Origin of the sequence: Duganella sp. HH101, assembly GCF_001758795.1 — a bacterium.
Classification (GTDB): domain Bacteria; phylum Pseudomonadota; class Gammaproteobacteria; order Burkholderiales; family Burkholderiaceae_D; genus Rugamonas; species Rugamonas rivuli.
This window is the reverse complement of sequence record NZ_LRON01000003.1, coordinates 318054-337264: the sequence shown is the minus strand read 5'-3', so window position 1 is coordinate 337264 and position 19211 is coordinate 318054. Positions and strand designations below refer to the sequence as shown.

The 19211-nt window shown below is 60.6% G+C and carries 15 protein-coding genes; 5 read left to right on the top strand and 10 right to left on the bottom strand.

Annotation, left to right across the window (positions count from 1 at the left end; genetic code table 11):
* The 6 genes from DUGA2_RS06655 to DUGA2_RS06630 form a co-directional block, all read right to left on the bottom strand.
* On the bottom strand, positions 1-885 hold the full coding sequence (locus tag DUGA2_RS06655) for a branched-chain amino acid ABC transporter permease (RefSeq protein WP_043479584.1): 885 nt from the start codon (positions 883-885) through the stop codon (positions 1-3).
* Between the two features lie 92 nt (positions 886-977).
* Positions 978-2186 carry an ABC transporter substrate-binding protein gene (locus DUGA2_RS06650; protein ID WP_070268099.1) on the bottom strand — a complete coding sequence of 403 codons (1209 nt, stop codon included), beginning with the start codon at positions 2184-2186 and terminating at the stop codon, positions 978-980.
* Positions 2187-2249: 63 nt separating this feature from the next.
* Positions 2250-2957: an ABC transporter ATP-binding protein gene (locus DUGA2_RS06645; RefSeq protein WP_070268097.1), complete on the bottom strand. Its 708-nt coding sequence runs from the start codon at positions 2955-2957 to the stop codon at positions 2250-2252.
* A complete protein-coding gene (locus tag DUGA2_RS06640; protein WP_008443410.1) occupies positions 2957-3727 on the bottom strand; it encodes an ABC transporter ATP-binding protein in 771 nt (256 codons plus the stop codon). The genes DUGA2_RS06645 and DUGA2_RS06640 overlap by 1 nt, the downstream gene beginning before the upstream one ends.
* 123 nt (positions 3728-3850) lie before the next feature.
* Positions 3851-5479, bottom strand: a complete 1629-nt coding sequence (locus DUGA2_RS06635; RefSeq protein ID WP_070268367.1) for a GMC family oxidoreductase — start codon at positions 5477-5479, stop codon at positions 3851-3853.
* A 29-nt stretch (positions 5480-5508) separates the two neighbouring features.
* Positions 5509-6546 carry a nitronate monooxygenase family protein gene (locus DUGA2_RS06630; RefSeq protein ID WP_070268096.1) on the bottom strand — a complete coding sequence of 346 codons (1038 nt, stop codon included), beginning with the start codon at positions 6544-6546 and terminating at the stop codon, positions 5509-5511.
* A gap of 446 nt (positions 6547-6992) precedes the next feature.
* Here DUGA2_RS06630 and DUGA2_RS06625 point away from each other — a divergent pair, with 446 nt between their 5' ends.
* Together DUGA2_RS06625 and DUGA2_RS06620 are read left to right on the top strand one after the other, a co-directional pair.
* Entirely contained in the window at positions 6993-9728 is a 2736-nt protein-coding gene (locus DUGA2_RS06625) for an EAL domain-containing protein (protein ID WP_229214609.1), read from the top strand.
* 363 nt (positions 9729-10091) lie between these two features.
* Positions 10092-10778 carry a 5'-methylthioadenosine/adenosylhomocysteine nucleosidase gene (locus DUGA2_RS06620; protein WP_070268094.1) on the top strand — a complete coding sequence of 229 codons (687 nt, stop codon included), beginning with the start codon at positions 10092-10094 and terminating at the stop codon, positions 10776-10778.
* A gap of 49 nt (positions 10779-10827) precedes the next feature.
* Here DUGA2_RS06620 and putA read toward each other — a convergent pair whose 3' ends face one another.
* Positions 10828-14484, bottom strand: coding sequence for a trifunctional transcriptional regulator/proline dehydrogenase/L-glutamate gamma-semialdehyde dehydrogenase (gene putA, locus DUGA2_RS06615; RefSeq protein ID WP_070268092.1), 3657 nt, complete (start codon positions 14482-14484; stop codon positions 10828-10830).
* Between the two features lie 212 nt (positions 14485-14696).
* Between putA and DUGA2_RS06610 the strand changes: the two genes are divergently transcribed.
* A complete protein-coding gene (locus DUGA2_RS06610; protein ID WP_008443393.1) occupies positions 14697-15152 on the top strand; it encodes an Lrp/AsnC ligand binding domain-containing protein in 456 nt (151 codons plus the stop codon).
* A 57-nt stretch (positions 15153-15209) separates the two neighbouring features.
* Positions 15210-16775, top strand: a complete 1566-nt coding sequence (locus DUGA2_RS06605; protein ID WP_070268091.1) for a methyl-accepting chemotaxis protein — start codon at positions 15210-15212, stop codon at positions 16773-16775.
* On the opposite strand, the gene DUGA2_RS06600 is transcribed toward DUGA2_RS06605, so the two are convergent.
* Positions 16776-17744 (bottom strand): LysR family transcriptional regulator, encoded by a 969-nt coding sequence (locus DUGA2_RS06600; RefSeq protein ID WP_008443389.1) that lies wholly within the window; start codon positions 17742-17744, stop codon positions 16776-16778.
* A 171-nt stretch (positions 17745-17915) separates the two neighbouring features.
* Here DUGA2_RS06600 and DUGA2_RS06595 point away from each other — a divergent pair, with 171 nt between their 5' ends.
* Positions 17916-18191, top strand: a complete 276-nt coding sequence (locus tag DUGA2_RS06595; protein WP_229214608.1) for a hypothetical protein — start codon at positions 17916-17918, stop codon at positions 18189-18191.
* Positions 18192-18243: 52 nt separating this feature from the next.
* Here the strand turns inward: DUGA2_RS06595 and DUGA2_RS06590 are convergent, their stop codons facing one another.
* Entirely contained in the window at positions 18244-18837 is a 594-nt protein-coding gene (locus tag DUGA2_RS06590) for a chalcone isomerase family protein (protein WP_070268087.1), read from the bottom strand.
* Positions 18838-18950: 113 nt separating this feature from the next.
* Positions 18951-19205, bottom strand: coding sequence for a YfhL family 4Fe-4S dicluster ferredoxin (locus DUGA2_RS06585; RefSeq protein ID WP_070268086.1), 255 nt, complete (start codon positions 19203-19205; stop codon positions 18951-18953).
* Between the last annotated feature and the right edge of the window lie 6 nt (positions 19206-19211).

Genomic DNA, 19211 nt, shown 5'->3' with positions numbered 1-19211 from the left:
TTATTTTTCTTTGCCGAACAAGCCGGCAGGACGGATCAGCAACACGATGACCATCACCAGGAACACCACCGTCGACGAAAACTCGGGGTAGAACACCTTGGTCAGGCCCTCGATCACGCCCAGGCCGAGGCCGGTCAGGATGGAGCCCATGATCGAACCCATGCCACCGATCACTACAACGGCGAATACGACGATAATCAGGTTCTGGCCCATCAGGGGCTGCACCTGGATCACCGGGGCCGCCAGCACCCCTGCAAAGCCCGCCAAAGCGACGCCGAAGCCATAGGTCAGCGTGACCATCAGCGGCACGTTGATGCCGAAGGCTTCGACCAGCTTGGGATTCTCGGTGCCGGCGCGCAAATAGGCGCCCAGTTTGGTCTTCTCGATGACGAACCAGGTCGACAGGCACACCGCCAGCGAAGCCACCACCACCCAGGCGCGGTAGTTCGGCAGCACCATGAAGCCGAGGTCGGTCGCACCGGCCAGCGCTTCCGGCACCTGGAACGGCTGCCCGGACACGCCGTAGAACGAGCGGAACACGCCCTCGACCAGCAGCGTGATGCCGAAGGTCAGCAGCAGGCCGTACAAATGGTCCAGCTTGTAGAGCCAGCGCAGCATGGTTTTTTCAATGACGATGCCGAACACGCCGACGATCAGCGGCGCCAGCACCAGCATCACCCAATAGTTCAGGCCGAGGTAGGCCATGCCCATCCACGCGACAAACGCGCCCATCATGTAGAGCGCGCCGTGCGAGAAGTTAATCACGTTCAGCAGGCCGAAGATCACGGCCAGGCCGAGCGACAGCATGGCATAGAAGGAGCCGTTGACCAGGCCCAGCATCAGCTGGCTCATAATCATGGGCAAGGGATAGCCGAATATTTCCATGAGATCACAATATAAAGATCGCCGTCCCGGACGGTGCGGCGCGACACCAGAAAAAGGCCGTGCACGGTGGCACGGCCTGTGTACAACTCAGCTTATTTCCACAGGGAGCACTTGGTCTCCGCCTTGGTGGCGTAAGCCTGGTCGCCCGGAATGGTGGCGACGATCTTGTAGTAGTCCCATGGATATTTCGATTCCGACTGCTTCTTCACTTCCATCAGGTACATATCGTGGACCATGCGGCCGTCCGGACGGATCACGCCGTTCTTGGCGAACATGTCGTTGATCTTGTTGGCTTTCAGGTAGGCCATGACCTTGTCGGTGTCGTCGCTGCCGACGGCCTTGACCGCCTTCAGGTAGTTGGCCGCCGCCGAGTAGTCGGCCGCCTGCAGCATCGACGGTTCCTTCTTCATCTTCTCGAAGTAGCGCTTCGACCAGGCGCGGGTCTCGGCGTTGGCGTCCCAGTACCAGCCGTCGGTCAGGTACATGCCCTGGGTCAGGTTCAGGCCCAGCGAGTGCACGTCGTTGATGAAGATCAGCAGGCCGGCCAGCTTCATTTTCTTGGTGATGCCGAACTCGTTGGCGGCCTTGATCGAGTTGATCGCGTCGCCGCCGGCGTTGGCCAGGCCGAGGATCTGCGCGCCCGACGATTGCGCCTGCAGCAGGAAGGACGAGAAGTCCGACGCCGACAGCGGATGCTTGACCGCGCCCAGCACCTTGCCGCCGTTGGCCTTCACCACTTCCGCCGTATCTTTTTCCAGCGACTGGCCGAAGGCATAGTCGGCGGTCATGAAGTACCAGCTCTTGCCGCCCTGCTTGACGATGGCGCCGCCGGTGCCGCGCGCCAGCGCGATGGTGTCGTAGGCGTAGTGGATCGTGTACGGCGTGCATTCCTCGTTGGTCAGGCGGGCCGAGCCGGCGCCGATCGAGATGAAGACTTTTTTCTTCTCGGCCGCGACCTTGGCCATGGCCAGGTTGGCGCCCGAGTTGGTGCCGCCGATCAGCATGTCGACGCCCTGCTGGTCGAACCATTCGCGCGCCTTGGAGGCGGCGATGTCGGCCTTGTTCTGGTGGTCGGCGGAGATGAACTCGACCTTCTTGCCGGCGATAACCACGCCCGCATCGGCAATCGCCATCTTGATGGCCTCGGCACCACCGGCGCCGTCGATGTCCGTGTACAGGCCGGACATGTCGGTGATCAGGCCGATCTTGATGGTGTCGCCTGAAACCTGGGCTTGGGCAGCAAAGGACAGGCCGAGTGCGCACACGGCGGTGGCTGCGATGGTGATGGCTTTAAGTTTCATTTTGTCTCCGTTGGTTCAAGAAATAGTGTTATTGCTTATTTTTTTACACTTGCCTTGCAAACTTCAGACACCCAGAAGCTCGGTCAATACCGGCATCTTGGCGCCCAATTCCGATGCAACAAAGGTCTCGACGATCTGACCGTGTTCCATCACATAAAACCGGTCCGCCAGCGGCGCGGCAAACCGGAAATTCTGTTCCACCATGACGATGGTGTAGCCCTTGGCTTTCAGCGTTGTGATCATGCGCGCCAGGCCCTGCACGATGACCGGCGCCAGGCCTTCGGAGATTTCATCGAGCAGCAGCAGGCGCGCGCCGGTGCGCAGGATGCGCGCCACCGCCAGCATCTGCTGCTCGCCGCCGGACAGCCGCGTGCCCTGGCTGTGCTTGCGCTCTTCCAGGTTGGGGAACATGGCGTAGATTTCCTCGACCGACATGCCCTGCTCGCCGGTCGACAACTGCGGCGGCAGCATCAGGTTTTCCTCGGTCGACAGCGACGAGAAAATGCCGCGCTCTTCCGGGCAATAGCCGATGCCGAGGTGGGCAATTTTATGCGTCGGCAAGCCTATCGCTTCCACGCCGTTGACCTTGATCGAACCCTTGCGGGCGCCGGTCAGGCCCATGATCGCGCGCAGCGTGGTGGTGCGGCCGGCGCCGTTGCGGCCCAGCAGCGTGACCACTTCGCCGGGCTGCACCGTCAGGTTCACGTCATGCAGAATATGCGATTCGCCATACCAGGTCTGCAGGTTGGAGATTTCCAGAGCGGCCGCCATCAGTGGGCTCCTTCCAGCACTGCGGCTTCGGTACCCATGTAGGCTTCCATTACTTGAGGATTGCTTGAAACTTCGGCGTACGTGCCTTCGGCCAGCATCGCGCCGCGCTGCAAAACGGAGATTTTGTCGCAGATGCCGGACACTACTTTCATATTGTGTTCGACCATCAGGATGGTGCGGCCGGCTGAAACTTTTTTAATCAGTTCCGTCACGCGGTGCACGTCTTCGTGGCCCATGCCCTGGGTCGGTTCATCCAGTAGCATCAGCTCAGGTTCCATCGCCAGCGTGGTGGCGATTTCCAAAGCGCGCTTGCGGCCGTAAGGCATATCGACGGTGACGGTGTCGGCGAACTCGGTCAGGTCGACCTCGGCCAGCAGTTGCATGGCGCGCTCGTTCAACTTGTCCAGCGACCGTTCGCTCTGCCAGAAGTTGAAGCTGGTGCCGAGCTGGCGCTGCAATCCGATACGGACATTCTGCAGCACCGTCAGGTGCGGGAAGACTGCGGAAATCTGGAACGACCGGATCACGCCCATGCGGGCGATCTGCGCCGGCTTGGCGGCGGTGATGTCTTTGCCGTTGAACAGTATCTGGCCCGAGGTGGGCACCAGGAATTTGGTGAGCAGGTTGAAGCACGTGGTTTTACCCGCGCCATTGGGACCGATCAGCGCGTGGATGTGGCCGCGCTGAACTTTTAAATTCACATCATTGACCGCGGTAAAACCCTTGAATTCCTTGGTCAAATGCTTTGTTTCCAAGATAACGCCGGACATCCTGTCTCCTTGTTATTCTTTTCAAACTACTAAATTTTTTTAGATCATACACAGTAACAAATTGGCTAACAATACAGTATAACTACGGTCGACTTTTGATCTGGACCTAGCGAACACGAGGTTTCATTTCCACTCTGAACGGATCAGTTCTGAAGCTTTCTCCGCGATCATGATGGTGGGCGAATTGGTATTGCCGGACGTGATGAAAGGCATGACGGAAGCGTCCACCACGCGCAGTCCTTGTATCCCAATTACACGCAGCGCGCTGTCGACCACGGCGGTCGGATCGTCGGCGCGGCCCATCTTGCAGGTGCCGACCGGATGGAAAATCGTGGTGCCGATCGCGCCCGCCGCCGCCGCCAATTCCTCCTCGGTGCGATAGTGGACGCCGGGCTTGTACTCTTCCGGCGCATAGCGCTGCAACGCCGGCGCGGCGACGATCTTGCGCGTCAGCGTCAGCGCGTCGGCGGCGACCTTGCGGTCTTCCGGCGTGCTCAGATACATCGGCGAAATCTTCGGCGGCGCGTAGGAATCGGCACTGGCGATGCGCACATGGCCGCGCGAGGTCGGCCGCAGATTGCACACGCTGGCCGTGAACGCCGGGAAGGCGTGCAAAGGATCGCCGAACTTTTCCAGCGACAAAGGCTGCACGTGGTACTGCAGATTCGGCGTGGCCTGCCCTGCATCGGAACGCGCAAAGGCGCCCAGCTGCGACGGCGCCATCGACATCGGCCCGCTCTGGAACAGCGCATATTGCAGGCCGATTTTCATCTTGCCGTACCAGCTGGACGCCATCGTGTTGAGCGTGCGGGCGCCGCCGCCGAGCTTGTAGATCATGCGCAGCTGCAGATGGTCCTGCAGGTTTTCGCCGACGCCGGGCAAGTCCGCCAACGGCTCGATGCCATGCTGATGCAAGCGCTCGGCCGAGCCTATGCCGGAGCATTGCAAAATCTGCGGAGAACCAACGGCGCCAGCCGCCAGCAGGGTTTCTTTCTCGGCCGTCGCGCTGAACTGCGTGCCGCCGCCGGTGAAAATCACGCCTTTGCACACGGGTCCGCGATCGCTCATTTCGATTTGCAGACGTTCCACGTGGCAGCCGGTCATGATGGTCAGGTTGGGCCGCATCGACACCGGTTTCAAAAACGCCTTCGCCGTGTTCCAGCGGATACCGCGTTTTTGATTGACCTCGAAATAGCCGCAGCCGGCGTTGTCGCCGCGATTGAAATCGTCGACCTTCTGGATGCCGGCCTGCTCCGCCGCATCGCGGAACGCGTCCAGTATCTTCCATGACAAGCGCTGTTTTTCCACGCGCCACGCACCGCCGGCGCCGTGCAGCTCGGAAGCGCCGCCGTGATAATCCTCGCTCTTTTTAAACAGCGGCAGCACCGAGGACCAGCGCCAGCTGTCGTCGCCGGTCAGCTCGGCCCAGCGGTCGTAATCGCCGGCCTGGCCGCGCATGTAGATCATGCCGTTGATGGAAGAACTGCCGCCCAGCACCTTGCCGCGCGGGTACAGCAAACTGCGTCCGCCCAGGCCGGCGTCGGCTTCGGTGCGGTACATCCAGTCGGTCCTCGGATTGTCGATGCAATGCAGATAGCCGACGGGAATGTGTATCCACACATAATCGTCTCTACCGCCCGCCTCGATCAGCAGAACATTCGCGTCCTTGTTTGCGCTGAGCCGGTTTGCCAATACGCAGCCCGCCGAGCCCGCCCCAATAATGATGTAATCGTAACTGCCTGCTGATTCCAAAAACTTCTCCTCCAAGAGCGGTGTTTCGGTCAGGCGGCTGCTATCTCCGCCAGCAAAGTCTCAACCAGTTTCGCCGCCGGCATCGGCCGTGCGCGTGCAACGCCGGTGCCGCACCACAGCGACATCAATTCCGTTTCGCCGCGCTTGCCTGCTTCGGCACGGATGGCGCCGGTCAATGCATTTTGTATCGGATACACGGGGATTTGTTTTTCCACCGCCGCCATCTCGCGCATGAAACGGTTCTCCAGTCCGCGCGCATAACGACCGGAAAAAGTGCGCGTCAGCCGGGTCGGGTGGTCGCCGGCCGTCAGCAGGCGCTGCTTGTAAAACGGATTGATAGACGATTCATCGCACACCAGGAATGCCGTGCCCATCTGCACCGCCTGGGCGCCGCCGTCCAGCGCGCGCTTGATGTCGGCGCCGTCCATGATGCCGCCGGCGGCGATCACCGGGATATTCACCGCCGCGACGATGGTCGGCAGCAGCTCGAACGTGGTCAATTTGGCGTCTTCCTGCGCGCCGATGAAGGTGCCTCGATGGCCGCCGGACTCGGTGCCGGAAGCGATCACCGCATCGGCGCCCCGGCTTTGCCAGGCCAACGCTTCGTCGGCGTGGGTGATCGTGCCGATGACGGCAATGCCGGCTTCATGCAGGCGCTTGATCTGCTCCACGCTGAGGATGCCGAACGTAAAACTGGCCACGGCGGGCCGCAATTCGATCAGCGCTTCAAACTGGGCGGCGAAGTCTTCGCACCATTTGGCGGGCGTGGGTAATTCCGTCCAGCCCAGCGACGACCAGGCCGGCTTGAGCCACTCAACGGCGCGGGCCACCTCGGCCGGATCCGGCGTCGGCGTCTCCAGGACGAAGAAATTCAGGCAAAAAGGTTGGTCTGTGAGGGCGCGGATTTGCGCGGTTTGCGTGCGGATGGTGTCGGGCGACAGCAGCGAACAAGCCAGCGAACCCAGGCCGCCTGCATTGGAAACCGCCGCTACTTGCGCCGGGGTATTGTTGCCGCCGGCAGTAGGTCCCTGAATGATGGGATGAGGAAAAATTGATGCCAAATTCATCTGATTTCTCACAAAAAATGGCGTTTACGACATGTGGATAAGTCTATGGATATCCACAGGCACCAAATGTGAGTAAACAAAAAAATTTTGGGGACCAATTTTCTTATCCCAAAACAGTTCTTTGCTCATACACGGCTTTCTCGCCTGCTTATGCAGCCCGTAAACGCCTGATTCTAATCCAAAATGAACACTTATCCACAGAAAAGTGTCTGCGTTAACAACTACTACTATTTTTATATCTACATCTTTAGAGTAAACCATAAACTCAAAAACCACAGGCGCACGCGCCGGAACCACCTGATACCCCACTGAAACGGAAATAAGATTTCGCCAACATCTGCTTTCCCCTATACTGAATTGGCAAACACACTGCACAAGCCGGAGACACTTTGGCCTCACAGCGCAAAAATCTGCGGTCGCCTGCATATCTGCGTTTTCGGCGACGCTTGATCACCGGCCTTTTGCTGATGGCAGCACTTGCCATTGCCGTCGTTGTCTCCCAATTCCGCACTGCCTACGTCGAACGCGAACTCGCGGTCAAAAACCAGACCGAGCATTTCGTCAAAGCGATGGAAGCCCACGTGCTGTACTCCATCGAATCCGTCGACCTGTCGCTGATTGGATTTGCCAACGCCATCAAAGTCCTGACTGCCCAACAACGGCATTCGCCGGAAACCATGTCGGAATTGCTGTCTTCGCGCGGCTCCAGTTTCAACAGCGAGTACTGGATCAGCTTTCTTGATGCCAAAGGCTATGCCATTGCCGCTTCAACCGGCAACAACATCACCGGCACCCAATATGGCGATCGCGATTATTTCAAAGCCCATCAGGATGTCGCCATGCGCGGCAAATTGTTCATCGGCGAACCATCGATAGGCCGGCGCAGCAGTCAAAAACTGTTTTTTCTCAGTCGCCGGGTAGAAAGCGCCAAGGGGGAATTCCTGGGAGTGATCGTCGCTCCGCTAAACGTCAGCCGCTATGTCACGGTGTTTGAAAATTCCCGTTTCAGCTCCGATATCTCGATCGCGCTGGTTCACGGCAACGGCAAAGTAATTGCCCGAGTGCCCAATTTTGAAGAATCGTTTGCCCGCAACCTGGGCACTACCGCCCTGTTCGACAATGTTCGCGTCGCCAATGCCGGCACATTCAAGGTCGTCAGCACCATCGACAAGATCGCGCGCGTGTTCAGCTATCGGGTATTCGACAACCTGCCGCTCATCATCGTCGTCGGCAGCAACGATGCGGAATCGGCCAGGCTGCTCCAGCAAAACTATCTGATTGCTGGCGCTGGCTTGATCATGCTGCTCATTTTGATGGCAGGCGCCGGCCATTTCTCGCTGCGCACTTACACCAAGCAGGAGGAACGCGAGCTGCGCTACCGCTCCCTGTATTCCGCCAGCCGGGAAATGGAACAAAAACTGCTGGCCAACGAGGAAGAGCGCAAGAAAAACGAAGAATCGATGAAATTGGCGGCCCTGTTATTCCAGAACAGCGGCGAAGGCATGATGGTGACGGACGCGGACGGACGCATCCTGACCGTGAACCCGGCTTTTTCCCTGCTGAGCGGCTACACCGAAAAAGAACTGATCGGCCACCGCGGCTATGAGTTGACGACCAGCCGCCAGGACATCAATTTCTTCATCCGCATGTTCGAATCGATCGCCCAGACCGGGCAATGGGAAGGCGAACTCTGGCACCAGCACAAGGATGGCGAGGAATACCTGGTGGCGATGCGTTTCAACACCGTCTACGACGAGCTGGGAAATCCCTTCCGCTACGTCGCGCTGCTGAGCGATATCACCAAGAAAAAAGCCTCGGAAGAATTGATCTGGCGCCAGGCCAACTTCGATGCGCTGACCGGCTTGCCGAACCGGCGCATGTTCCACGAGCATTTGCGCCAGGAAATGAAGAAAACCGACCGCTCGCACCTGCCGATGGCGCTGGTGTTCATGGATCTGGACCACTTCAAGGAAATCAACGACACCCTGGGCCACGATAAAGGCGATTTGCTGCTTAAAGAAGTGGCAAGCCGCTTGTCCAGCTCGGTGCGCGGCACCGACACGGTGGCCAGGCTGGGCGGCGACGAGTTCACCATCATCTTGAGCGAGCTGCGCAATGCAAGCGATGTGGTCCGCACGGCGCAGGAAATCCTCAAGCAGATGAGCACGCCGTTCAACCTGGGCGATGCCGGCGACCAGCATGTTGCCCATATTTCGAGCAGCATCGGCATCACGCTCTACCCCGAAGACGGCGCCGATGCTGAAACTTTAATCAAAAACGCCGACCAGGCGATGTACGCGGCCAAGCAGCAGGGCCGCAACCGCTTCAATTATTTCGCTCCGTTCATGCAGGAAGCCACGCGCGTGCGCATGACCCTGGTCAACGAATTGCGCGAAGCGGTCAACCACGATGAATTGAGAATCTTGTTCCAGCCGATTATCGACCTGGCCAGCGGCCAGATCTGCAAGGCGGAAGCGCTGGTCCGTTGGCAACATCCGGTACGGGGATTGCTCAATCCTGCTGAATTTATCAGCATCGCCGAGAGCAGCGGCATGATCGTCGGCATCGGTGACTGGGTTTTCAAGCAGGCGGCACGGGAAGTGCAGAAATTGCAGGCGCTGGGATTGCCGGATTTCCAGGTCAGCGTCAATAAATCGGCGTGGCAGTTCCGCGACGACGGCAGCAACTACCAGCAATGGCTGGATTTTCTGCAGGAACTGCACCTGAATGCCAACAGCATCATCATCGAAGTGACGGAAAACCTGCTGTTGGACACGGCCAACTCGGTTTCCGAGCGGATGTTGGCGTTCCAGCACGCCCATATGCAGATTTCGCTCGACGATTTCGGCACCGGCTACTGCTCGGTGGCGTTTTTAAAGCGTTTCGATATCGATTACATCAAAATCGACCCGACTTTCGTGTCGAATCTATCGGAAGGGACCGATGGCGTGGTGCTTTGCGAGGCAATTATCGCCATGGCGCACAAGCTGAACATCAAAGTGATCGCCGAAGGTATCGAAACACCTCAACAATTGGCCGCCTTGACGGCCGCCGGCTGCGATTTAGGGCAGGGATACCTGTTCTCCAGGCCCATTTCGGGCGAAGAACTGGAAAAACAGATCAAAAACGAGCAGTCACCTGTGAATAACTCGCTGGATATCCACAGGACGACTTGTGAGTAAGGACGAACTTGTCCAAAGGCCAGCATTTTATACAGAATTGCTCCTGAACTGGTACAACGCTTATGCATGTGCTTATCTTTCACGTAAACAAATGATTTGTAAACGTATACATGACTTATCCACAGGCTTTGGGTCGTTTACTATTACTACTATTTTTATATAAATCCTTTGTAAACTACTAAACCGTGAAAACGCGAAATCCGCAGGAAAAAGCCGAAAATTGAAGGCTTCTTCGCCTTCTGTAAGCACTTCTGACCACAAAAAACGCTTTAAAATCGATCGTTTTTTGTAAACCCCTGTGGAAAAGCAGCTCGAAATCCACAAGCTCCACCTCTGAACAACCTCTGGAAACCAAGGAAAAGTATGCGTTTAGGCATCATCAGCGCTTTGGCTGAAGAACAGCATGGGCTCATAGAAGCCCTTGAGAGCCCCTACAAGCTCGTCCACGGCATGCGGGAGTACACGGCCGGGAAACTCTGGGAAATCGACGCTGTGTGCGTTCTGTCGCGTATAGGCAAGGTTGCAGCAGCCATGACAGCTGCCATCCTTGTGGAAAAGTTCGGAGTTACCCACATCGTCTTCACCGGCGTTGCCGGTAGCGGGGATAAAAACGTCAAAGTCGGCGATATCGTCGTCGCTGAAGAACTGGTTCAGCATGATTTCGATGCCAGCCCGCTGTTTCCGCAGTTTGAAATCCCGCTGACCGGCCTGTCGCGTTTCGCGACCGACCGCGCTTTGACCGAGCGATTGGCTGGCGCTGCTGCGCAAACCACACGCGTCCACCGTGGTTTGATCGCCAGCGGTGATCAATTCATCGGCAAATTGACGCAAATTCAGGCACTGAAGACTGCTTTGCCCGATTTATTGGCAGTGGAGATGGAAGGCGCCGCCGTGGCGCAAGTGTGTTTCGAGCTGGGCATCCCGTTTGCCGTCATCCGCACCATTTCCGACAATGCCAACGATGATGCCGCCGTTGATTTCATGCATTTCATCAAAACCGTGGCCTCGCGTTATGCCTACGAAGTGATAGAGAACTTCTGCAAGGCATAAAAAAAGGGCCAGGTTTGACCCTGGCCCCCAAAACAACAACAGGTAATCGTTACGCGTCCAGCGTCATCAGGCTGGCGTTGCCGCCGGCTGCCGTCGTATTCACGCACAGGGCGCGCTCAGCGAGCAAACGCCACAGGGGGATGGCGCCATCCTCATTGGTGTCGATCAAGCCCACCAGCGCCCCGCTACGGGCCGCCAGCGAGGTGCGCAGGCCGCCAACCAGCATCGCCTCCACCAGCGCGATCTGGAAGTCGCCATTGAAGCTGTCGAGGCTGCCTATCGCCTGGATGCGGTCCTTGACCACCGCCGGCAAGTCGGCCGGCAGCAATTTCGACGATTCCGCCGTCACCAGCGCGATATTGCCGGTCGCCAGCGTCGCCGCCAGCTGGTTCAGCAGGCCGGCCTGGGTCGCGGCGGCGCACACCACGGAGCCGCGCGCGACCAGCGCCAGCGTGTTGCGTTCGCCCGTCGGGCCCGGCAGCACGGTCAGGTTGCCCAGCATCGTCGTGCGGCTGTATTGCTCCGCCAGCGTGGCGACACGCTCGTGGCCGTGCATTTTCGACCAGACCGCCAGCGCATCCAGGCCCGGCGTCGCCTGGCGTTCGTGGGTGGCGTTGGCGACAGCGCCGCGCTGCAAGCGTTTCAGGTACAGCGGACCGCCCGCTTTCGGGCCGGTGCCGGATTTGCCCTCGCCGCCGAACGGCTGTACGCCGACCGCGGCGCCGACGATGTTGCGGTTGACGTAAATGTTGCCCACATGCGCGCGCGAGGTGATGTAGTCGATGGTTTCATCGATGCGCGAATGCACGCCCAAGGTCAGGCCGTAGCCGCTTTCGTTGATTTGCTCGACCAGTTTCGGCAGGTCGGCGCGTTTGTAGCGGATCACGTGCAGAACCGGGCCGAACACTTCCTGCGTCAGCTCGGCCAGCGAGCGGATCTCCAGCACGGTCGGCGGCACGAAGGTGCCGGCCGTGGTCACGCTCGATGGCAGGTCCAGCGAGAAGTAGTTCAGCGCGGTCGCCTTCAGCTTGTTGATGTGGGCCAGCAGGTTTTGCTGGGCTTCGGCGTCGATCACCGGTCCGATGTCCGTCACCAGGCGGTCCGGGCAGCCCACTTTCAGCTCCTGCATCGCGCCCTTGAGCATTTTGATGGTCTTGTCGGCGATATCTTCCTGCAGGAACAGCACGCGCAGCGCCGAGCAGCGCTGGCCGGCGCTGTCGAAGGCCGACGAAATCGCATCCTGCACCACCTGCTCCGGCAGCGCCGACGAGTCGACGATCATGGCGTTCTGGCCGCCGGTCTCGGCGATCAGCGGGATGTCGGCGTTCTCGGCGACGGCGCGCTTGGCCAGCGTGCGATTGATCAGCTGCGCCACTTCGGTCGAGCCGGTGAAGATCACGCCCTTGACGCGCGCATCGGCGGTCAGCGCGGCGCCGACCACTTCGCCGCGGCCCGGCAGGAATTGCAGCGCGGCGCGCGGAATGCCTGCCTCGTGCAGCAGCTCGACGGCGCGGTGGGCGATCAGCGGCGTCTGCTCGGCCGGCTTGGCCAGCACCACGTTGCCGGCCGCCAGCGAGGCGGCCACCTGGCCGGTGAAGATCGCCAGCGGGAAGTTCCACGGGCTGATGCACGTCACCGGGCCCAGCGCCAGCGGATTGGTCGCGCCGTGCACTTCGCCGGCGTAGTAGCGCAGGAAGTCGACCGCCTCGCGCAGTTCGGCGATGGCGTTCGGCAGCGATTTGCCCGCTTCGCGGATGGCCAGGGTCATCAGTTCCATGGCGTTGGCTTCGAACAGGTCGGCGGCCCGGTTCAGCGCCGCGGCGCGTTGCGACGGTTCGGTGGTCTGCCAGTCCATGGCGAAGGTGCTGGCGCTGGTCAGCGCGGTTTCGACGTCGGCGGCGCTCGCTTCGACCAGCTGGCCGACGATGTCGCTGCGTTGCGCCGGGTTGGTGACGTCCTGCGTCGGCTGGCCCGCGCTCAGGCCGCCCGCCAGCAGCGGCGCGGCGTGCCAGCTGCGCGGCGTCGCCAGTTCTGCCGAAATTTTACGCAGCACATCTTCGTTGGCCAGGTCGAAACCGGCCGAGTTCTTGCGGTCGGCGCCGAACATGTCCAGCGGCAGGGCGATGCCGGTATGCGGCAGGCCGCCCTGTTCGCGCGCCTGCGCGACCGGGTCCTTGACCAGCGAGTCGACCGGGATCGCCTCGTCGACGATCTGGTTGACGAAGGAGGAGTTGGCGCCGTTTTCCAGCAGGCGGCGCACCAGGTAGGCCAGCAGCGTTTCGTGGGTGCCGACCGGCGCGTAGATGCGGCAAGGCTTGTCCAGGTTGTCCTTGCCGACCACCTGGTCGTACAGCGATTCGCCCATGCCGTGCAGGCACTGGAATTCGTAGTCGGTCACGCCGTCGCGCTTGGCCCAGGTGTAGATGGTCGACAGGGTCTGCGCGTTGTGGGTGGCGAACTGTGGATAGATCACGTCGGTCGCGGCCAGCAGCTTTTGCGCGCACACCAGGTAGGACACGTCGGTGTAGACCTTGCGGGTGTAGACCGGATAGCCGCTCATGCCGTCCACCTGGGCGCGCTTGATCTCGGCATCCCAATATGCGCCCTTGACCAGGCGCACCATGAACTTGCGGCCGCTGCGCTTGGCCAGGTCGATCAGGTAGTCGATAACGAACGGGCAACGTTTCTGGTAAGCCTGGACCACGATGCCGATGCCTTCGAAGCCGGCCAGCTCCGGGTCGTGCGCCAGCGCCTCGACCAGGTCCAGCGACAGTTCCAGACGATCGGCCTCTTCCGCGTCGATGTTCAGGCCGATGTTGTAGCGCTTGGCCAGCAGCATCAGTTCGCGCACGCGCGGCAGCAGTTCCTGCATCACGCGGGCGCGCTGGGCGCGGCTGTAGCGCGGGTGCAGCGCTGACAGTTTCACCGAAATGCCGGGACCGTTCTTGATACCGCGGCCGTTCGAGGCCTTGCCGATCGCGTGGATCGCGGTTTCGTAGGAAGCGTAGTAGTTCTTGGCGTCGGCCTCGGTCAGCGCCGCCTCGCCCAGCATGTCGTAGGAATAGCGGTAGCCGCGCGCCTCGTTGGACTGGCCGTTCTTGATCGCCTCGGCTATGGTCTGGCCGGTGACGAACTGGTTGCCTAGCATGCGCATCGCCAGGTCCACGCCTTTGCGGATCAGCGGTTCGCCGCCCTTGGAAATGAGCTTGGTCAGCGCCGAGCCCAGGCCGGTTTCGCTGCTGGTGGACACCAGTTTGCCGGTGATCAGCAAGCCCCAGGTGGCGGCGTTGACGAACAGTGAAGGCGATTCGCCCAAGTGCTTGCGCCAGTCGCCTTTGCTGATTTTGTCGGCGATCAGGCGGTCGGCGGTGGCGTTGTCGGGAATACGCAACAGTGCTTCGGCCAGGCACATCAGCGCCACACCCTCTTCCGAGGACAGCGAAAACTCGTGCATCAGGGCGTCGACGCCGGAAGCGCGGGTGCGCTGTTCGCGCACCGAGCTGACCAGTTTATGCGCCAGTTGCTGGGCCTGTTGCAGGGTGCCGGCGTCGTTGTTCTTGATCTGTTCCAGCAGCCACTGAACGGCGCTGATTTCATCGCGGCGGTAGGCCGCTGTCACTGCTGAGCGCAGGGGAATCGGGTCGCGCAGGATCTCGTCCTGCAGTGCGGCGAAAGGGGTAAAACCGGTGGCTGCTGCTGCTTGCATTGAATACTCTCAGAAGGGGAATTTTGGCGCCGCTGATTGCAAAAAAACGCCCGGCCGGCGGGTGCTGGCGAGCGTAAATCCGAGTCAACTGCTGATGATTCGATTGTAGTGGGATTTCTTCTGGATTAATTCTGGTATTGCAGGGGGCTAGCAATAGATTGTTTTTAGTGCGACAATTTAACCAAATAATATTTATTTGGGAGTTCCCGGAAATGTTAGACAAGATCAGCAAAAAAATCTTGATGGAATTGCAGAGCGATGGCCGCATCAGCAATGTGGAACTGGCGGCGCGGGTGAACCTGTCACCAGCCGCTTGCCTGGAACGCGTGCGCAAGTTGCACGAGTCCGGCTACATCATGGGCTACACCGCGCAACTGAACCCGCAGCTGCTGGATGTGTCCCTGCTCGTCTTTATCGAGGTAGTGCTCGATCGCACGACACCCGAAGTCTTCGACGCCTTCAAGCACAGCGTCCAGGTGATCCCGGAAGTGCTGGAGTGCCACATGGTTGCCGGCGGCTTCGACTATCTGGTCAAAGCCCGCGTCAAGGACATGGCGGCCTACCGCGAATTCCTGGGTAAAACCCTGCTCCAGAAGGGCGTGCGCGAAACCCACACCTACGCCGTTATGGAAGAGGTGAAGAATACCACCAAGTTGCCCATAAAATAGCAACAGGGCAATAAAATTAGTCGAGACGCCCAAGGCGCCTGGTAAAACGGGGGACAAATGAAGCTTTTGCAGCACAAGCTGGTGCAACGTGGATTATGGCTTTTGGGCGCGACGGCAGGCGGCACCTGCGTAGCGTATCTGTTCAAGCTGGCGGCCGGCGACGGCGCCACGCTGGTTTATACGGCGGCCCCGGCGGCGCTGGCCGGTGCAGCGGTGGCCTGGTGGGCCGCCCGCCAGAACGGCGACGAGGACGGCGTCAAACGCTTCGCCCATGTGGTCGGCGAGGAAATCGACGCCATCATGATCGGCGCGGCGGAAACCTCGTATTTCGTCGATTCGGTCAAAAAGAAAATCGAGCTCGACGTCGGCACCGCGAGCGGCATCGTCCGCAGCTCCGCCCACAATGCGCAGGCCACCGCCGCGATTGCGACCAACGCCGAGCGCGCCGCCAAGATCGCCGCCCAGGTGCGCGGCGAAACGGTGGCCGGCCGCGCCGAGGCCGACAACGGCCTGCAGCGCATCAACACCGCGCGCCAGGATGCGCAGACCGCGGCGGCCGTCATGGCCAGCCTGCAGACGAACTCCCGCAAAATCTATGGATTTACCGAGGCCATCAGCGAAATCTCGGCCCGCACCAACCTGCTGGCGCTGAACGCGGCCATCGAGGCGGCGCGCGCCGGCGAACAGGGGCGCGGCTTCGCCGTGGTCGCCAGCGAGGTGCGCCAGCTGGCCTTGCGCACCAAGGAAGCCACCGACGAGATCAGCACCATGGTGCGCGAGATTAACCAGCAGGCCGAGCAGGCAGCGTCCGGCATGAATTCGCTGGCGGCCAAGGTCAGCGAGGCGGCCGGCAATGTGGAAACCGTGCATGGCCTGCTGGGCAATATCGAGCGTTCTTCCGGCGTGTCGGAAGAGGAGATCGGCGAGATCGCCCGGGCCTCGCGCGAGCATGTCGCCACCACCGAGGACATCGCCACGGCCATCGCCAGCATCCGCGACAGCCTGTTATCCACAGAGAAGGAATTGCCGCGCGCCGCCAGTTCGGCGATGGCGCTGGCGGAGCGGGCCGAGGTCATCACCGGCGCGCTGGGCGAATCGTCGATCGCCACCTCGCACGACGCGATCCGCATCGCCGCGCAGCAGGCGGCGGCGGACGTGGGACGGATCTTCGAAGCGGCCATCGCCTCCGGCAAGATCACGCGCGAAGCGCTGTTCGACCGCAGCTACACGCCGATCCCGAACACCGACCCGCCCAAGCACAAGAGCCGCTTCGACGATTTCACCGACCGCGCGCTGCCGCAATTGCAGGAGGCCGTGCTGGCGGCGATGCCGCAGCTGGCCTACGCAGGCGCTGTGGATAACAATGGATATTTCCCCACCCACAACAAGAAGTTTTCGCAGCCGCTGACGGGCAATTACGATGTCGACATCGTCAACAACCGCACCAAGCGCATCTTCAGCGACCGCACCGGCAAGCGCTGCGGCTCGAACACCAAGCCCTTCCTGCTGCAAACCTACAAGCGCGATACCGGCGAGGTGATGCACGACCTGTCGGCGCCGATCTATGTGAACGGCAGGCACTGGGGCGGTTTCCGCATCGGCTACCGCTCCAGCCACCAGTGATCAGTACGTGTCGTTCTTCGGCGCCGTGCCCGGCGCGGTGCGCTGGGCCACGGTGTTCATGCCTTCCAGATGCATGCGCAGCCATTTGTGGGCCGGGCTGCGGGCATCGCGCTCGTGCCACAGCATGTCCAAGTGGACCGCCGGCAGCGTGAACGGCAATTCCTTGGAAATCAGCGCATCGGTCATGCCGGTCGAGGCGATCAGGTGGCGCGGCAGCACGGTGATCAAGTCCGAATTGGCCACCACGCGGCCGGCGGTGAAGAACTGGTTGACCGTCAGCAGGATGCGGCGCTCGCGCTGGATCTGCGCCAGCGCCTCGTCCACCAGGCCGTGGGCGCGGCCGGAGAAACTCACCAGCAGGTGATTGGCCTTGCAGTAGTTGTCCAGGGTCAGGTCGACCTTGGACAGCGGATGGTCGCGCCGCATCACGCACACATAGTGTCCCGAATACAGCCGCTCGTGGCGGATCGGCGAGCCGGTCTCGTACGACAGCTGCGCCGCCACGCCGGGGAAGAAGCCCACCGCCAGGTCGATATCGCCGCGCAGCAGCATGGGCCGCGGCTCGCGAGTGGTCAGCGGCACCATGCGCACGTTGACGCCCGGCGCCTCCCTCTCGATCGAACGCATCAGCGACGGCAGCCAGAAGGCGGCGGTGGCGTCGGCCATGGCCATGCGGAAGGTGGCGTGGGCAGCGGAGACGTCGAAAGTCTCCGGCGCCACCGCCGCTTCCAGGCTGGCCAGCGCGCTGCGCACCGACGGCCACAGCGCCTCGGCGCGCGGGGTCGGCTTGACGCCGTAGGCTGTGCGTATCAGCAATTCGTCGCCCAGGCTCTCGCGCAAGCGCTTGATGGCGTTGGAGACGGCGGGTTGGGTCATGGCCAGATGGCCGGCGGCGCGTGTCAGGTTCTGCTCTGTCATCACGGCGTCGAAGACGCGTAACAAATTCAAGTCCAGCGTCAAAAAGCTCATGTCGGCTCGGGATGTGGGGTTGGGGTCGGTACAGTATCGAGAAATATGGATTTCTCGTCAATGATAAGACATCCCATTCACCAAACGAATAATTGTTATCGGGGAAGTAAATTGGATACTTATGTTGCGCTGCACTATAGTTACACTTGATTCTAAATGCAGTGTTACAACATGTCTACCATCATCTCATTCGTACAAAATTTTTCCCTGGTCGCCGCCGGTGAGCTGGCGCTGGCCAGCGGCGCCGTTTGCGCGCTGCTCGTGCTGTTCAAACCGTTGCTGCGAGGCCTGGGCCGTGCAGCCATGCTGGTCGTCAAGCCTAAGCGCAGCAAGGAAGAGCTGCTCCAGCGCCGCCAGATGCGCGACGCCATGATGCTCAAGCGTATGCTGAACTCGGTGGAGCCCAGCCAGGCCGCCGAACTGCGCGCGATGGCAGCCCGTGCCTAAAATTTAAGCGACGGTACCGTGGGGACGCCCCCGCCGGTACCGCGCCGCAACATTACTTCTCGCCCAGCAGGGCAGGTTTCAGCGAACTGTCGACCGGATGGTCGCCCAGCCAGATGCGCAGCACGGCGTTGTAGAACGCCACGTCCGGCATCAATTCCCCGATTTTCTTACCGTTCAGATAGCACTGCGTGCCCTCGCCCGGGGTCCAGTCCAGCAGCATCTGGTCGCCTTTTTTCAGCGCCTGGATTTGCGCGAACACTTCGCCGAACTTCATCGTCTGCGGCAGGATCTTGCTGCGCTCGTTCTTGTCGGTGTTGTTGTTCAGGCCGTCCATGAAGGCCTTGCCGAAATCTTCCGAGCTCACTTCGCGCAGCATCGTGATCGCCACGCGGCGCGGGCCCTGGGTCGCCAGCACGTCCGGCACGGTGGTTTTCTTTTCGGTCAGGTAGAGGCCGGCGGCGTAGACCTTGAAGATGACCTTGGTGCGCAGACCGGCGCCGTTCAGCTTCAATTCTTTGCCGGCAACGCTGATGCTGTCGTCGAATTTAACGCCGGCCACGTCCACGGCGGCAAAGGCGGGCAGGCTGAAGCTGCCGGCCAGGAAGGCGGCTGCCATCAGGCTCTTGATGGTGTTTCTGCGATTCATGTGTAGTCTCCGAGGGCGCCCGCGAGTTAGGCGTTGGTGGAATATACCACCCGGAGGAGGACAGCAACACGCCGCGGCGCAAAATGGCCGCACGGTCATGCTTTTTTGGCTCGTCAGGCCTTGGCAGCCTGCAAACGTTCGAATTTGTCGCGCAACTGTTCTTCGCTCTCGCGCCAGGCGGGATTGAAGGGGATGCAGCTGACCGGGCACACCTGCTGGCACTGCGGCTCATTGAAATGGCCGACGCATTCGGTGCACTTGTCCGGGTCGATTTCGTAAATTTCCGCGCCCATGTAGATCGCGTCGTTCGGGCACTCAGGCTCGCAAACGTCGCAATTGATACAGTCGTCGGTGATCATCAAGGCCATGATAGA

Excerpts from the sequence above, each read along its gene's own strand:
- putA (WP_070268092.1), bottom strand. The coding sequence starts at position 14,484 with ATGCAAGCAGCAGCAGCCACCGGTTTTACCCCTTTCGCCGCACTGCAG.
- DUGA2_RS06630 (WP_070268096.1), bottom strand. The coding sequence starts at position 6,546 with ATGAATTTGGCATCAATTTTTCCTCATCCCATCATTCAGGGACCTACT.
- DUGA2_RS06595 (WP_229214608.1), top strand. The coding sequence starts at position 17,916 with ATGTCTACCATCATCTCATTCGTACAAAATTTTTCCCTGGTCGCCGCC.
- DUGA2_RS06620 (WP_070268094.1), top strand. The coding sequence starts at position 10,092 with ATGCGTTTAGGCATCATCAGCGCTTTGGCTGAAGAACAGCATGGGCTC.
- DUGA2_RS06590 (WP_070268087.1), bottom strand. The coding sequence starts at position 18,837 with ATGAATCGCAGAAACACCATCAAGAGCCTGATGGCAGCCGCCTTCCTG.
- DUGA2_RS06650 (WP_070268099.1), bottom strand. The coding sequence starts at position 2,186 with ATGAAACTTAAAGCCATCACCATCGCAGCCACCGCCGTGTGCGCACTC.
- DUGA2_RS06655 (WP_043479584.1), bottom strand. The coding sequence starts at position 885 with ATGGAAATATTCGGCTATCCCTTGCCCATGATTATGAGCCAGCTGATG.
- DUGA2_RS06585 (WP_070268086.1), bottom strand. The coding sequence starts at position 19,205 with ATGGCCTTGATGATCACCGACGACTGTATCAATTGCGACGTTTGCGAG.
- DUGA2_RS06640 (WP_008443410.1), bottom strand. The coding sequence starts at position 3,727 with ATGTCCGGCGTTATCTTGGAAACAAAGCATTTGACCAAGGAATTCAAG.
- DUGA2_RS06610 (WP_008443393.1), top strand. The coding sequence starts at position 14,697 with ATGTTAGACAAGATCAGCAAAAAAATCTTGATGGAATTGCAGAGCGAT.
- DUGA2_RS06645 (WP_070268097.1), bottom strand. The coding sequence starts at position 2,957 with ATGGCGGCCGCTCTGGAAATCTCCAACCTGCAGACCTGGTATGGCGAA.
- DUGA2_RS06605 (WP_070268091.1), top strand. The coding sequence starts at position 15,210 with ATGAAGCTTTTGCAGCACAAGCTGGTGCAACGTGGATTATGGCTTTTG.
- DUGA2_RS06600 (WP_008443389.1), bottom strand. The coding sequence starts at position 17,744 with ATGAGCTTTTTGACGCTGGACTTGAATTTGTTACGCGTCTTCGACGCC.